This is a genomic window from Streptomyces sp. NPDC085866, from assembly GCF_044541035.1.
Classification (GTDB): domain Bacteria; phylum Actinomycetota; class Actinomycetes; order Streptomycetales; family Streptomycetaceae; genus Streptomyces.
The window spans coordinates 223,230-238,179 of sequence record NZ_JBITSQ010000018.1 but is presented as its reverse complement, the minus strand read 5'-3'; the positions used below and the strand labels follow the sequence as shown (position 1 = coordinate 238,179).

13 protein-coding genes and 1 pseudogene are annotated in these 14,950 nt (G+C 68.5%); 6 read left to right on the top strand and 8 right to left on the bottom strand.

Going from position 1 to position 14,950, the window contains the following annotated elements; all coding sequences use genetic code 11:
* Window positions 1-252: 252 nt before the first annotated feature.
* Window positions 253-3,474, bottom strand: coding sequence for a cytochrome P450 (locus ACIF83_RS37385; RefSeq protein WP_399733901.1), 3,222 nt, complete (start codon window positions 3,472-3,474; stop codon window positions 253-255).
* A 244-nt stretch (window positions 3,475-3,718) separates the two neighbouring features.
* Here ACIF83_RS37385 and ACIF83_RS37380 point away from each other — a divergent pair, with 244 nt between their 5' ends.
* On the top strand, window positions 3,719-4,372 hold the full coding sequence (locus ACIF83_RS37380; protein ID WP_393481746.1) for a TetR/AcrR family transcriptional regulator: 654 nt from the start codon (window positions 3,719-3,721) through the stop codon (window positions 4,370-4,372).
* A 460-nt stretch (window positions 4,373-4,832) separates the two neighbouring features.
* On the opposite strand, the pseudogene ACIF83_RS37375 reads toward ACIF83_RS37380, so the two are convergent.
* The 5 genes and pseudogenes from ACIF83_RS37375 to ACIF83_RS37355 form a co-directional block, all read right to left on the bottom strand.
* Window positions 4,833-4,956 (bottom strand): annotated as a pseudogene (locus ACIF83_RS37375) (protein phosphatase); the annotation flags it as partial.
* A 463-nt stretch (window positions 4,957-5,419) separates the two neighbouring features.
* Window positions 5,420-5,809, bottom strand: a complete 390-nt coding sequence (locus tag ACIF83_RS37370; protein WP_393481743.1) for an SsgA family sporulation/cell division regulator — start codon at window positions 5,807-5,809, stop codon at window positions 5,420-5,422.
* Between the two features lie 557 nt (window positions 5,810-6,366).
* Window positions 6,367-6,696 (bottom strand): NIPSNAP family protein, encoded by a 330-nt coding sequence (locus tag ACIF83_RS37365; RefSeq protein ID WP_399733897.1) that lies wholly within the window; start codon window positions 6,694-6,696, stop codon window positions 6,367-6,369.
* Window positions 6,697-6,736: 40 nt separating this feature from the next.
* Window positions 6,737-7,159, bottom strand: a complete 423-nt coding sequence (locus tag ACIF83_RS37360; RefSeq protein WP_399733894.1) for an SsgA family sporulation/cell division regulator — start codon at window positions 7,157-7,159, stop codon at window positions 6,737-6,739.
* Window positions 7,160-7,403: 244 nt separating this feature from the next.
* The gene (locus ACIF83_RS37355) at window positions 7,404-7,817 is read right to left on the bottom strand and encodes a hypothetical protein (RefSeq protein ID WP_393481735.1); all 414 of its coding nucleotides are present in this window, start codon (window positions 7,815-7,817) and stop codon (window positions 7,404-7,406) included.
* Between the two features lie 727 nt (window positions 7,818-8,544).
* On the opposite strand from ACIF83_RS37355, the gene ACIF83_RS37350 reads away from it, so the two are divergent.
* From ACIF83_RS37350 to ACIF83_RS37330, 5 genes are all read left to right on the top strand, one after another.
* A complete protein-coding gene (locus ACIF83_RS37350) occupies window positions 8,545-8,763 on the top strand; it encodes a ferredoxin (protein ID WP_390771665.1) in 219 nt (72 codons plus the stop codon).
* Complete coding sequence (locus tag ACIF83_RS37345; protein ID WP_393481731.1) at window positions 8,760-10,163, top strand: NAD(P)/FAD-dependent oxidoreductase; 1,404 nt, start codon at window positions 8,760-8,762, stop codon at window positions 10,161-10,163. Before ACIF83_RS37350 ends, ACIF83_RS37345 begins: the two co-directional genes overlap by 4 nt.
* Before the next feature lie 56 nt (window positions 10,164-10,219).
* Window positions 10,220-11,494: a cytochrome P450 gene (locus tag ACIF83_RS37340; protein ID WP_393481729.1), complete on the top strand. Its 1,275-nt coding sequence runs from the start codon at window positions 10,220-10,222 to the stop codon at window positions 11,492-11,494.
* 24 nt (window positions 11,495-11,518) lie between these two features.
* On the top strand, window positions 11,519-12,562 hold the full coding sequence (locus ACIF83_RS37335; RefSeq protein WP_399733889.1) for an NAD(P)-dependent alcohol dehydrogenase: 1,044 nt from the start codon (window positions 11,519-11,521) through the stop codon (window positions 12,560-12,562).
* A 104-nt stretch (window positions 12,563-12,666) separates the two neighbouring features.
* Window positions 12,667-13,344 carry an HdeD family acid-resistance protein gene (locus ACIF83_RS37330; RefSeq protein WP_399733886.1) on the top strand — a complete coding sequence of 226 codons (678 nt, stop codon included), beginning with the start codon at window positions 12,667-12,669 and terminating at the stop codon, window positions 13,342-13,344.
* Between the two features lie 173 nt (window positions 13,345-13,517).
* On the opposite strand, the gene ACIF83_RS37325 is transcribed toward ACIF83_RS37330, so the two are convergent.
* Window positions 13,518-13,652, bottom strand: coding sequence for a hypothetical protein (locus tag ACIF83_RS37325; RefSeq protein ID WP_345047813.1), 135 nt, complete (start codon window positions 13,650-13,652; stop codon window positions 13,518-13,520).
* Between the two features lie 118 nt (window positions 13,653-13,770).
* Window positions 13,771-14,874: an AI-2E family transporter gene (locus tag ACIF83_RS37320; protein WP_398141892.1), complete on the bottom strand. Its 1,104-nt coding sequence runs from the start codon at window positions 14,872-14,874 to the stop codon at window positions 13,771-13,773.
* Between the last annotated feature and the right edge of the window lie 76 nt (window positions 14,875-14,950).

The window sequence follows — 14,950 nt, the reverse complement described above, 5'->3', positions numbered from 1 at the left end:
TACCTCGCCCGGGCCCGGGACGGGGACAGGGACCTCCTCCACGACGAACTTCTTGCTGTCCAGGTGGAAGCGTCCGGCGAGCATGGTGTCCATGAGGATCTGCTTTCTGTGAGCGGCACGGTCCGGTGGTCCGGGCCATGGGTGCCATGGGGTGTCTGAGTGGCTGGTGGGGCCGGGAGGCGTGCGGGGAGGCAGGACGTCCGCACGCCTCCCGGCGGCTGGGGGTCGGCGCGTCTTGACGGCGTGCGACGGTCAGGCGAAGACGTCCTGCTGGTAGCGCTCGTCCGCTTCGAGCTGGGCGAGCCACTGCTGGGCGGTCTCGTCGTCGCTGCCGGTCTTCTGGCGGTGGATGGCGGCGAGGGCCTCGCGCACGGCGGGTGCCATACGGCGGCCGTCACCGCAGACGTAGACGTAGGCGCCGTCCTCGATGGCCTGCCACACCGTGTCGGCGGCATGGGCGATGGCGTTCTGCACGAACCGGGCCGGGTGTCCGGTCACTGCGGAGAAGGCGGTGTGCACCCGGGCGATGCCGGTCTGCTCCCAGTCCTGCATCTCCTGGCGGTAGAAGTAGTCGTGCTCCGGGTGGCGGCAGCCGACGAACACCTGCGACACGCCCACCCGGGTGCCGTTCGCGTGCTGTGTCGCCCGCTCCTCCAGGAAGCCGCGCAGCGGCGCGATGCCGGTGCCCGGGCCGATGAGGATCAGCGGCGTGGCGGGGTCGGCGGGCGGGGCGAACGTCGGGGAGGGCACGCGGACGTAGCCGTAGACGACGTCACCGGGCTCGAGGCCCGCGATGTAGGAGGAGCAGGTGCCGCGGTACTGGCCGTCGCCGGACAGGGCCGGGCCTTCCAGTAGGCCGACGGTCAGCCGCACGTGGCGCGGGTTGGCCAGCGGGGAGGAGGAGATGGAGTAGAACCGCGGGCGGATCGGGCCCATCATCTCCAGGAAGACCGCGAGCGGCAGCTCGATGGCGGGGAAGCGCTCCAGCAGGCCCAGGACGGAGATGCGCTTGCCGAGGATCTCCTTCTGGTAGCGCTCCTCGGCTTCCTGGGTGTCGGCGGTGTACGCCTGGAGCTGCGGCCGGGTCCACGGGCACTGGGTGTACTCGGCGAGCGTCTGGATCTGGGACCGGGTGGCCACGTCCTGCAGCTCCAGGAACTCGGTGAGCAGGATGCCGGCGGTGACCGGGGTGCCGACCGGCAGGTGCGTGCGGCCACCGGCCGGCTGGTCGAGCCGGAGCACCTGGTCGTAGTCGACGCCGAGCCGCCTCAGCGCGCGCTCCACCAGGGCGAGTTCGTTCTTGGCGAAGACGGCCAGGTGGTTGCCGGTGTCGTAGGTGACGCCCTCGGGCAGCTCGATGGTGATGGACTTCGCGGCCGGGCGCGGCGGCTCGATCTGGAAGTCCCACAGGCCGGTCGCGTCGGCCACCAGTTCCTCGTTGGCGACCACGGTGAGCGGGTACGCCTGCTCGGAGACGATCGCGGGACGCACGTCCGCCTCGGTGAGCAGCTGCACCTGGTAGCGCGGCCCGGTGGTGTCGGAGGTGTCGGCCGCGTACTCCTCGGCCAGGGTGGCCCACAGGGTGTTCATCCAGCGGGTGGCCATGCCGTCGAAGTCACCGGCGGCGTCCGCGATGCCGCGCTCGACGACGGGGGTGGCGCCGGCGGCCAGCAGGCCTTCCTCGATCCGCTTGGGGAAGGCCTGGTAGGTGGCCACCCACTGGGTGTTGCCGGCGCCCAGCAGCGCGAACCGCACGTTCGACAGTGAGCCCTCGGGCAGTCCGGCGGCGAGCAGGTCGTCGAAGCGCTGGGCGTTGTCGGGGGCTTTGCCGTTGTAGCTGGCGGCGACCACGGCGAGCAGGCCCTCGGTGGGCAGGTTGTCGCCCAGCTCGTCCAGGCTCACCAGCGTGGTGCCGAAGCCGGAGCGCTCGCTGCGGTCGGCGATGGTGCGCGCCAGGTCCTCGCAGGAGCCGAGGCTGGAGCCGTAGGCGACGGTCAGGTTCACCCCGACACCGCTGACCGCTGCCTGCGCCTGCGTGTCGCCGGTCTGCAGGTCCGCGGCGCCGAAGACGGTCCGCTCGTGCTCCTGACGACGGCGGACGATCAGCTCGAAGTTGCCGGGCTTGCGCGTCAGCGCCTCCCGGGGGTCCATCTTGTAGTCGTTGGTGTCGGAGAACTTGAACTTCTGCAGCACCAGCGCGAGGGCCAGGCGGGCCTCGGTGAGCGCGAACTGGCGGCCGATGCAGGCACGTATGCCGTTGCCGAACGGCTTGTAGGCGTGCGGGTGGTGCTGGACGCGGTTCTCCGGCAGCCAGCGGTCGATGTCGAACTCGTCCGGCCGCTCCCACGCCTTGGGGTGTGTGTGCAGCGGGCCTTCCAGGATGAGGACCTTCGCACCCTTCTTCAGCTCGTAGTGGCCGCCGATGACGGTGTCCTCCCGCGCCGTCTTGCCGAACGCCGGGATGGGAGCCCACAGGCGCAGGGTCTCGTCCAGGATCCGCGGGATGACGTCCAGCTGCATGATCGTGTCGTAGTCCGGGACCGTGTCACCTGGCATCAGCCGGTCCACCTCGGCGTACGCCTGGGCCAGCACGTGCGGGTTGCGCATCAGCGAGTACGTGGCGAAGGACAGCAGGCCGCTGGTGGTCTCGTGGCCGGCGATCAGGAACGTCAGCACCTGGTCGCGGACGTTGTCGTCGTACAGCCGCTTGCCGGTCTCCGGGTCGGTGGCCTCCAGCATCAGGCCCAGCAGGTCCTCCTCACCGCCGCCCTTGCCCTCGCGCCGCTCCTTGATCACACTCTCGACCAGCTCCTGCATCAGCTGGACGTTCTCGCCGTACTTCTTGGCATCGGCCTTGCGGAGCTTGGTCATCATCGGCAGCTCCTGCGAGCGCCGCAGCGACTCCACCAGCGCACCCAGCAGCGCGTTGAGGAAGGGGTGCAGCTCCTCCTTCTCGAAGGAGTCGAACCGGTAGCCGAACCCCGACAGGGCGATCGTGTCCAGCGTCAGCCGGGTGTAGTCGTCGGTGATGTTGACCGACTGACCCTCCTTGCGCTCCCACTTGCCCGCCAGGTTCTGGGCGATCTCCAGCATCTGCCCGAAGTACGCCTTCATGGCCCGCTGGCTGAACGCCGGCAGGAGGATCCGGTGCGCCATGCCCCATTCCTCCTCGTGCTGGTGGGCCGTGAACAGGCCCGCGCCCGCGAAGTCCCGGACATGCTGCAGCGGCGTCTTCTCGATCTGCTTGAAGAACCGCGTCTCGTCGGAGACCTCGGCCACCAGGTCCGGGTCGTAGACGAAGATCTGCTCGACACCGGCGATGTCCAAGCCGTAGATGCCCTCGGGGAACTGCTTGGACAGCTCGGCGAAGTACTCCACCGGGTTGGTGCCGGGGATCTGCGGCGTGTTGCCGAGGAGGGGGACCCCGCGCGGGGACCGGATGGGGCGAAGGTCGTTCGCGGAGTGCGTGGTCATGGCTTGCTCCTCTGCGTGGAGGTGGATGGGCAAGGGCGCGCTGCGCAGGTCGATGCTGTGGCGCTGTACGGAAACATACGTCGTATGGAATTGATACCATACGTCGTATGGAAACGTGAAGCAAGCTGGTCGCCGTGGTGAGCGCTGTGATTCAGGTCATTTCCATACGGCGTATGAAACTGATACCATACGAGGTATGGAAGAGAAGGTGAGGCGTCCCTCGCGGGGAACGAGGAAGAGGGACGTGCCTCTGACCGAGGCTGGGATCTACGCCGCCGCCCTGCGGCTGATCGACGCGGACGGTGTCGAGGCGCTCACCATGCGCAAACTCGCCACCGAGCTCGACGCGAACCCGATGTCGCTGTACCACCACGTGCCGAACAAGGAAGCCGTGCTGCGCGGCGTGACGAGAATGGTCGGAGCGCAGTTCCGCACCGTGACACTGGAGGACGCTCCCTGGCAGGAGCGGATCCGTCTGCTCGCCACAGACTTCCGGACCCTGGCGCACCGTCACCCCAAGCTGCTGGCGTACTCGTTCAGCCACCAGCCGGACTTCATCCAGCCCGACGACCCGTTCTGGACCGCCCTCACCGCCATCGTGGCCGCTGCCGGTGTGCCGCAGTCAGAGGTCTCGAAGATCGCCGCGCTGATGGCCGCCGTCGTCATCGGCGTCCTCACCGCAGAACTAAACGGCGCACTCCACCAGTGGTCGACCCTCAAGCCCCACGGCCCTGAAGCCGACGAAGACGGGGCCACGGACGCACACCCTGGCTCTACGGGTGCGGCCCCCGAAGGCCCTGACCAGGACCACATGTTCCGCCTCGTGATGGACACGCTGATCACGGGCCTGGAAAGCCGCCTCACCGCCGGTCGTGACGGCCGGCACGCCGGCCATTGAGCCAGTCAGCCTGAGACGCTGCGCCCCAGGCACTGGCGGCTGAGGCGCACCCGCAGTCGGGCGATCTCAGGCTGCGACACACGGGAGCCACCCCGTCACATCGGTGAGACCGCCCGGCGGGGTGGTTCCACATCCAAGCTCTACACGGCAGCCGTATGTCGACGCTGAACCGTGAAATGACCATGGTCGTTGGCTTGTTCCTGGTCTCCCTCCTGGAGGGGAACCGTCGGCCTCGTCGAGCTGCCGACTCCAGCAGCACCCGGCCTCACCGCTCGCTGGGGCTGCCGCCACAGCCAGAGCCGCAAGACGATCTGGCTCGAGCAGCGCATCGAACGTCGTTCCTACTGAGCCCCCGAGCTCGTGGTCGACGCATCCGCTCATCGCAGAGCTCCGTCCGTCGTCGCGCCTACAGGGAATCCCATGCCGGGGATCCAGCGGACTCCTTTTCGTTCAGCTCGGCTCAGACCGTCTTGACGTGGCGGGCGTGCCGCGTTCCCCAATGCTCGGCGAACTGAGCGACCAGGAGCAGACCCCGTCCCCTCGTCGTAGGTGCGGGCCCGGCGCAGGTGAGGTGTCGTGCTACTGCGAGATCTCTTCATCGGAGCAGCAGCCCGTCCCAATAGCCGTCCATGAGTCGAGCAGTTCAGCAGGCTCGGCCAGCACTCCGGCTGACCGCAACTCGGCCGTCGTCCACCAGTGGGCTTGCGGGGCGAGCGCGAAGCGGACAAACGGCGGCCAGACTTCCGCTGCAGGGCGCACCACGACGACGTAGGCGCCTTCAGATGCGTCCCTGCGGCAGAGCCTGCCGATGAGCGGCGAGCTACGGAGCGCGGGAAGGTGGGCGACGCGACGCAGGTAGCGGGTTGCCGCGTGGCGGCTGGTCTCACCGGGGCGGGTCGGCCGCGGAGTCGCGGCGAACATCCTGACCGAGGCTGGCTTCGGCCCGACCGCCCTCGACGCCACGACTGCTGACAGCCACTCACCATGGCGGTGAACACCGGGGCGCAGACGTCCGTGTGCCTGCCTCAGGTCGCACCCTGACAGGACTCACCTTTCGGCGAGGAAGTGCGCCAGCGAGCGGTCGAAGTCGCTGTGGTCAAGCTCGGCCCCCCGGGGCACCACTGCCTCCGTTTCCTGCAGGAACGCCTTGAATTCCTGCGCTGGGGCCTTGAGCAGGGCCGTACCGGACGGCGGGTTGAGAAGGATGTACAAGTCGCGGCAGCCCTCCTCGCCGGTGGGCCATATGCGAACGTCTCCCTCGCCGGCGGGGCCCTCCAGGCCGTCGATCAGCAAATCGCGCCCGATGATCCATTCCACCGACTCGTCGCTGTCGACATCGGTGGTGAATGCGGCATGGACCACGTAGGGATCACTCGGCTCGTACCGCAGATTCATGATCATGGGCAAGGACGTCGCATACACGCCGACAAGCTTCACAGGTAGCCCCTGGATCACAGTTCTCAATGACTTCATTGGGTCTTACTCCTGGTGTTTCGAGACATCCGGGGAGGGCCATCGGAAGGGCTGTCGTCGGATTCAAGGGGGCTGCACAGAGACGCGGTTACTGCGAGGACCGGTGGCGGTCGGCACGAGGACACCCGCAGGAGCAGTTCTTCGGGCCGTCGCAAGGGCGCCCGGCCGACGGGAGCAGGCGAGGCCACTGTCGGCCGGGGCCATCACGGAGATGTGGCCAACGGTGGTTGCCGGACAAAGGGCGCCCTTGGCCTCAGCGATCGACGCTGTACCGGTCGTGGTTGTAGTGAACCGACTCGTCGCGGTCCCCACCTCGACGCCGGCCGTGGTTGCCGGGGCCCGGTCACGCAGTGCAGAGCCGTCCCTTGGACCGGAACGGCATGCTGTCCGAGTCCGAGGAGATGCACATGACCGCACAGGCGCCCGCCACTGGTGGGTCGTCATCGACGACACCGGAACCACCATCGCAGGGCCGCCGGATACCGGCCCTTCTGACCGCGTCACTCGTCGCAGGCCGACCGTCAGCGCAAGGGTGAGTCCACGGTGGGCGTCAGGAGGGTCTCGTCGAGGCCGACGATCTGGCTGATGTCGAAGCCCTCCATGTCCGCGCGGAATTCAGGACTCGACAGGTATGCCTCCAGCCGCTCCTGCACGTCGTCGGCGTCCTTGTAGGAAACGAGGGCGTACAGCCGGGGAGTGTCTCTTCCGGGCGCCGCGGGCACCGTCCAGACGCCGTGGGTGGTGATCCGGTGCTTGGCCATACCGGGAATGTGCTGGGCCCAGATCTTCTCGTAGGCGGCGAGCGCGTCGGAGCTGCGCAGGGTGTAGACGCGAAGCTGGTACTGGGACATGACACTGGTTCCTTTACTTCTGAGCATGGATGGTCGGCGGTCAGCCGTGGGGGAGGAGGTGTGCCAGTTCGGCATCCCAGTCGATGAGTCCGGACTCGGTACCCCGTGGCACCAGAGCCTGGGTGTCTTGAAGGAAGGACGAGATGTCCTGCACGGGCACCTCGAGCAAGGCGGTGCCCGCGGAAGACCCGAGGGCGATGTAGATCGACTGGTCCCCCCGCCCCGCGGCCGACCAGATCCGGACATCCGCGTGGCCTGCGGAACCCTTCAGACCGTCAGCCAGAAGATCCCGCCCCAAGACCCATTCGACCGGCTCGTCGCAGTCGACGAAGAAGGCGGCACGGACGACATCGGGATCAGCGGGCTCGTAGCGCAGACGTACGCAGAGGGGCAATGAGTAGGCGTGCGAGACGACCAGTTGCACGGCCACCCGTCGTTCCACGGCCTTCAAGGACTTCTTCATCGGCTTCCGCTCCTGGGCAGGGCTCGGCGGTGCCTCCCACCGGCCTGTGGCGAAGAGGCAGCGCGGGCGGAGGCGGTACAGCAGGGCGCGGGCGCCGGACGGCCCTGGAGCACCGCATGAGGAGTGGCACTGCGCTCACTCGGCCGGCAGTCGGGGACGCCGCCCCCCGACCGCCAGACGGGTCCCCGCCGTCGGCAGGGACGGGGCCGAGGAGAACTGCTTGCGCTCATGGCCGAGACCCGTCTCACCGGTCGTCGCGGCTCAGGTCATGGTGGTGCCTGCCCCCGCCGTCGTGCTCGCAGCGGTTCCCGTCGTGGCGGTAGGACTTGTCGGACGTCCAGCCGTGTCCCTCGCCGTCCCAGCGGTAGAAGTGACCATCGCGGTAGTAGAGCCCGTCGCAGTCGTGCCGGGTCGAATCGCTGCCGTGGCGGTCCTGGTGCCAGCCGCGGGTCTCGTCGCAGGAGTAGCCCCGCTCGAGCAGGTAGCCGACACCGTGGTCCCAGCTGTAGTCAGCGGCCACGGCCCCGTCGGTCGGGTGCTCGGCGTGCGCGGATGCAAGGGGCGCGGCCGAAGCGGTACCACCGGCACCGAGGACGGCGGCACCGGCGACCGCGACGGAGGAGACAGTGAGGGCGATGCGCTTCGCGAGCTTGTTCATGATCTTTCCTTCCCGAGGGGGGTGATCTGCGCCAACGGCGGTTCTGCCAGGCGGTGTATGACGCCCGGTGTGGTCCGAGCGAGCATTTCCATACGTCGTATGGAAGCGCGCTTTCATTGTTACCATACGTCGTATGGAAATGTCGAAGTGACGAAGGCAACCGTTGACCGGCTGGCACAAGCGCCACCAGATGTCGCTCTTCAGCGCGAGCTGCCTGTCGCCGGCCCCCTCGGCACGCTGGCCTTCCTTGCTTTGGCCGCGGCAGTGTGTGTCCACCCGACGCACGCGCCAGGACGCGGTCGGAGCGGGACTTGGTGATCGGTGGCTTCACCGGCCCGGAGATCGCCGTAGCCCGCGGAGTGAGGTCTCGAAGTCACGGATGCATCCAGTACGCCGCAGCGGCGGATTTGCGATCGTCAGAAGGCGGGACGAGTATTTTTTTGGGGCGTGGTGACCGGGGCACCCCCTGATGCCGACACCGTCGATGCAGCGCCCCCGTCTGGTTACGCCCACGCTCACAGCCGACGAGCGTCACCGTGAAGGAAGCGGCGCAGCGAACAGGACCGAACTTGCTCATTCGGTGGCCTGGCCGGGGCGACGGATGGGGCATCCGGCCCCGTCGCCCTGACGGGAGGCTTGAGAAACCGGCCCGTGGCTTCATGACCGAGGCTGCATGACCGGGTCGATGGTCGCCGTGGGGCGAAGTCGGAGCGGAAGGAGTCTGCCCATGCGGATCGTCGTGGACCTGAATCGGTGCCAGGGATACGCGCAATGCGTGTATCTGGCGCACGAGGTCTTCAGGTTGAACGGCCAGGAGGCGCTCACCTATGAGCCGAACCCCGATGACGAGCGGCGCCTGCAGGTCGAGCGAGCGGCTGCGGCATGCCCGGTGCAGGCGATCGTGATCGACCGCTTGGACGGCGCGAAGCGGGACGAGACGCCATGACTCTGCGGGCAACGGTTGCAGAGCTGGTGCGCGAGTTCCGGGCCAGCGGCCGGATCGTCATCGTGGGCGCTTCCCTGGCCGGGCTGCGGGCCGCGGAGACGCTGCGCGAGGAAGGCTTCACCGGTTCCCTGACCATCATCGGGGACGAGCCGTACGAGCCCTACGACCGTCCGCCGCTGTCCAAGCAGGTACTCAAGGGCTGGGTGCCGGCCGACCACACGAAGCTGCCCCGCATGCGAGAAGTGGATGCGGACTGGCGGCTCGGGGTGGCCGCCGTCGGACTGGACCGCGTGACCAAGCAGGTGTCCCTGGCCGACGGGGAGCAGGTTCCGTACGACCGGTTGCTGATCGCCACGGGCACCCGCGCGCGGCAGTGGCCGAACCCGGCCGAGGCCGCACTGCACGGGGTCCACACGATTCGTTCGCGTGATGATGCGGAGCAGTTGCAGAAGGCACTGGCCGAGCCGCCGTCGCGAGTGTTGGTCATCGGCGCCGGGTTCATCGGCTCGGAAGTGGCCTCCGTCTGCCGGGAGCTCGGCATCCCGGTGACCGTCGTCGAGCGGGGTTCGGCGCCGCTGGTCGGCGCGCTCGGCGGGGTGATCGGCGAGATCGCCGCGCAGATGCAGCGCGAGCACGGCGTGGACCTGCGCTGCGGGCTGGGCGTGTCGTCGCTGGAGGGCGACTCCGGCGGGCACGTGCGGCGTGCGCATCTGTCCGACGGAACCACCGTCGACGCCGACGTGGTGGTGGCCTCGCTCGGGTCGATCCGCAACGTGGAGTGGCTGGAGGGCTCGGGGCTGGCGGCCGGCTTCTGGGGCGTCGGGTGCGATGCCGGTGGTCGTGCCTTCGACATCAACGGCGTGGTCACCGACAGCGTCTACGTGGCAGGTGACGTGGCGCGTGCGCCGCATGTGCTGTACGAGTACCAGTTCCTGGCGATGGAGCACTGGGACAACGCCGTTCTCGGCGCCGAGGTCGCGGCGCACAACATGGTGAACCTCGAGCCCCACTATCGCCCGCATCTGCTGCTGCCCGGCTTCTGGTCCGGTCAGTTCGGCGTGAACATCAAGTCCGTCGGTGTGCCGCCCTTCGGCGACGAGATCGTCTTCACCCAAGGGTCCGTGTCGGACCGGCATTTCGCCGCCGCCTACGGCCGCCGGGGCCGCATCGTCGCGGCCGTCACCTTCGATCACGGCAAGTGGCTGGAGTACTACGGGAAGCTGATCGAGCGATCCGGTCCGTTCCCGCCCCCGCCGCCGGGCTGGGACCAGCCGGACGACATGAAGCCGGTGCCGGCCGAGTTCCCGGACCCAAGAGTCCCGACGGCGATCCCCGACGTCGTCCTGACCGGACACGCCCCGAGCGAGCGGACGGCCGAGTTCCGGCCGCGCCGCCACTGACGCGCTCGTCATGGCAAGGCGGACAGCATCGACTAGAGAAGAGGGAGTGGAGCCTCGTGGTCGAGGAAACCCCCTGGCAGCAGGCCCTCCGCTACGCCAACCGCGCCAACCCGTACCCGTTCTACGAGGAACTGCGCAAGACACCGGTGGCGCGGCAGCCGGACGGCACCTATGTAGTCAGTACCTACCGGGAGATCGTCGCGCTGCTGCACGACCCCCGGGTCAGCTCGGATCCACGCAAGTGCCCCGGCCCGGTCGCGGCCCCGGCCGAGGGATCGGCGGAGGCGGAGGCCGAGCCGATCACGGAGGCGGTCATCTCTTTGGAGCCGAACATCATCACCCAGGATCCACCCGAGCACGATCGAGACCGCCGGATGATGATGCCGCATTTCGTCGGCCCTCCCCATTCCCCTCACCTGATCTCCGACCTTGAACCCGACATCCGCCGCATCGTGACCAGGCTCCTGGACGACCTGCGGGGCAAGACCCGGATCGACGCCGTCGACGACTTCGCCTACCCACTGCCGGTGACCGTGATCTGCAAGGTTCTGGGCGTGCCGCTGGAGGACGAGCCACGCTTCCACCAGTGGATCGAAACGGCCCTGGACGCTTTGGACTTCGGCCCCGAGGCCGCCTCCGAAGAGATGCAGAGCCGACTGGCCGGGGGCCGCCAGGCCGTGCAGGAGTTCGGGCAGTTCGCAGCCGAGCTGCTCCACCGGTACGCCCGGCAGCCCGGCCCGGGCATGCTCTCCGCGCTGGTGAACGAGGACGGCTCGGAGGGGCGGATGTCCAAGGGTGTGCTCGCGAGCAACGCCCTGCTCCTGATCTTCGCGGGACACGAAACCACGGTCAACCTCATCGCCCACAGCGTGCTCACCCTGCTGCGCCATCCCGACGCGCTCGAAAAGTTGCGCCGCCGACCGGAGTTGATCGTGCCCGCGGTGGAGGAGCTGTTGCGCTTCGAGTCGTCGGTGCAGTTCTGGCACACCCGCTCGGCCGTGGAGGACATCGACATCGCGGGTACCACCATCCCGATGGGGGCGCCGATCTTCCTGGCGTACGGCTCGGCGAACCGCGATCCGGAACGGTTCACCGACCCCGACGAACTCGACCTCGAACGCCGCGACAACCAGCACCTCGGATTCAGCCAGGGCATCCACTTCTGCTTCGGCGCCCCGCTCGCGCGGCTCGAGGTCCAGATTGCGGTCGGCGAGTTCGTCCGCCGGGTGCAGAATCCCCGGCTGGTCGAGGACCCGCCGCCGTATCGGCACAACCAGATCTTCCGCGGCCCGCGACACGTCCTCGTCGACATCGACGGCATCCGCGACTGACCAGCGTTTGCGTAAAGGATCGCCATGCGGGCCTTTCAACTCGTCGGTTGGCGGCAACCGCCCGAGCTGCGCGAGGTGCCAGTACCCGAGCCCGGCCCGGGGCAGGTCCTGGTGAAGGTCGCCGGTGCCGGTGCCTGTCACTCCGATCTGCACATCATGCAGGCACCCGAACCGCTCCACGGCTTCACGGCCCCGCCCTTCACGCTCGGCCATGAGAACGCGGGATGGGTGGAACGGCTGGGACCGGGCGTCACCGGTTTCGAGCCTGGAGACGCTGTAATCGTCTACGGCTCCTGGGGCTGCGGCATCTGCACCAACTGCCGTCAGGGCCAGGAGAACTACTGCCAGAACTTCGGTGGTCAGGGCCCGGGCCTCGGCGGTGGTCACGACGGCGGCATGGCCGAGTACCTGCTGGTCCCGGCGGCGCGCTACCTGATTCCGCTCGGCGCCCTCGACCCGCGCCAGGCCGCCCCACTCAGTGATGCCGGGCTGACCAGCTATCACGCCGTGAAGCGGTCGCTGCACCTGCTGGGACCGGGTTCGACCGCGGTCGTGATCGGGGCCGGCGGTCTGGGCCAGATGACCATCCAGATGCTGCGCGCGCTCAGCGCGGCGACCACCGTCGTCGCCGTGGACACCGACGCCGGCAAACTGGAGACCGCCAAGCGCATGGGCGCCGACGAGGCCCTGCTCTCGGGTGACGAGGCGGTGACCCGCATCATGGACATGACGGGGCAACAGGGCGCCCAGCTCGTGCTGGACATGGTCGGCATCGACCCGACGCTGCGGATGGCCGCTCAGGTGGCCAGGATCCTCGGCCACCTGACCATCGTCGGCCTCGGCGGCGGAGCCCTGCCCGTCAACTTCTCCAGCCCGCCGCACGAGTGCTCGGTCGCCTCCCCCTACTGGGGCTCCCTCACCGAACTGATGGATGTGATCACGCTCGCCCAGCAGGAGAGGATCAAGGTGCTGGTCGAGCACTTCCCCCTGCAACGCGCCGACGAGGCTTACCAGCTCCTGCACGACGGCAGGATCCACGGACGCGCCGTCATCACTCCCCACGCGTGAATGCGGTCGTCAACGCCATGCGCCACCGAGCGACATGAGGCCGACCGGGTGACGATGGACATGTAGTGACGTGACCACGCTGCTCACAGAAGGAGGTAGGTGCAATGACATCTCCTTCCGATTCCTCCGGTTCCGTTCCACCACGTGGCACCGAACCCCAAGAGAGCCCCGCGGCCGAAGGCATCGCCGCCCTGGCGAACGCGGGCTGGCAGATCCTGCTCACCATGGGCCTCGCCACCATCGCCCTGGGCGTCATCGCCCTGGTCTGGCCGGGCGAGACGCTCCGCGTCGTCGGCGTACTCTTCGGCGTCTACCTGCTGGCCACCGGCGTCTTCCAGCTCGCCGCCGCCTTCGGCACCCACGTCCCCCGGCATCTTCGGGTACTGCACTTCATCGCCGGCGCGGCCTCCATCCTGCTGGGACTGATCTGCTTCCGGGGACCCCTGGAGTCACTTTTCCTGCTGGCCCTGTGGATCGGCTTCAGCTGGCTGTTCCGGGGCACCTTGGAGACGGTCGCGGCGGCCTCCGATGAGACCATGCCGGCCCGCGGCTGGCACGTGGCCTTCGGCATCATCGGCACCATGGCCGGCATCGTGATGATCGTCATGCCGTTCGCCTCCATCGCGACCCTCACGCTGGTGGTGGGCGTCATGGCCATCGTCGTCGGCCTGACCGAGGTGGTCCGTGCCATCAGGACACGCGTCGAGATCGGCCATCTGGCCGCCGGCGCCGCCCCCCAGCGGCGCCCCCTGTTCCACGCACGAGCGCACCCCCAGCACTGATCGGCGGAGCCGGATCGGCCCGACGCGGCGAGCGGCGGCATCGCGCCACCTCCGCGGGTCGTCGGCCGGCGAACGGTCCTTCGCGCGCATCGTGCGGCGCGGCTGTGATGGCGACGCTGGCGTCGTGCGGCGTGCTCAACTGGGCGGGGCGATCTCGGACGTCGGCTCATTCATCAGGGCGGCAGGCGGCAGCCGAGGTACTCGGTCAGTCCGACGTCCGGGTCCCGCTCGAACACTGACCAGGTGAGGGCGATCAGCAGGCCGCTCTCACACCGGGTCTTCGCTGTCTGCCAGGTCTGTCCGTTCAAGCTGTGCCCTGCAAGCCCGACCGGCCCGTCGACGATCTTTCGCCTGACGAGGAAAGGCGCAGGCGTCGACCTGGGCGAACACCTCGCTGCGCGTGTGGCGGCCGGATTCCAGGGGCCGTCATCCGGGGGCGTCGGACCGTTCGGAGTTCTCGGGGCTGTCGTCTGCCCGTATCGGCAGTCCCAGTGACCGACCGCCGCGATGAGCCCAGAGGTCACCGAGGACGACCTGGATGATGCCGGTGACGGGAATCGCCAGCAGGGCACCTAGGATCCCGGCGACTTCGGCGGCGATCAGGGTGGCCAGCAGCACGGTGAGGGGGTTGAGTTTCACGGTCCGGGACAGGATGACCGGTTGCAGGAGGTGGTTCTCGGCCTGCTGATAGACGATGAAGAAGACGATGGCTCCGATGCCGGCCGGCAAGGAGTGGACGAACGCCACCGCGGAGGCGACGACAGCTCCTATGGTGGCCCCCACCAGGGGAATGAGGTCGGTCACGGCGACGAAGACGGCCAGCAGGCCGGCGAACGGCACTCCGGAAACCAGCAGCACGACGTAGGTCAGAAGCCCGCAGATGACGCTGATCAGCAAGTTCCCCGTCAGATAGCCGTTCACGGTACGGGCGCACGCGGCTCCGACGCGGCGTATGCGGGCCGCGGGCGCCTCGTCCACGAGGGCCAGGGACCGGTCTATGGCCCTGGGGCCCTCCAACACCATCAGATAGGCCAGCACGAAGATGGTGAGAGCGCCTGCCGCGGTGCTCGCGGCACCACGGAGGAACTTCGCGACGGGCGTGCTCAGACCGGTGGCGAACGCTCGGATCTGCGCCTGATGGTGCTGGGCATACTGCAGAGCGTGCGTCCGCTCCAGCAGGTTGCCGACTGGCCCACGGCCGACCTGGGCGTCCTTGATCAACGCGGGCAGGCGACCGGCGAACCGGCTGCCCTCCTGGGCCAGGGGGATGACGAACAGGGCGACCACCGCGACGACGGCCGCGGCCGCGGCCAGGAAGACCAGCAGGGCGGCCACCGACCGTCGGCATCGCGGCAGCCGTCGCTGCAGGGCTTCGACCGCCGGATGAAGGGAGACGGCCAGGAACAAGGCGATGACCGCCCAGATCAGGACCCGGCGAGCCTGGACCACCAGCTCAAGTACGACGTAGGTGGCGAGCACCAGGCCGATGGTGGCGAGGATGGTTCGCACCGGAACCGGACGCGTCGCCATGGGCACCGAGTGCCCAGCCCCGGTCACGGGAAAACGAGGAGCCCTCTTCGGGCTGCGGTCATGGATGCTTCGGCCG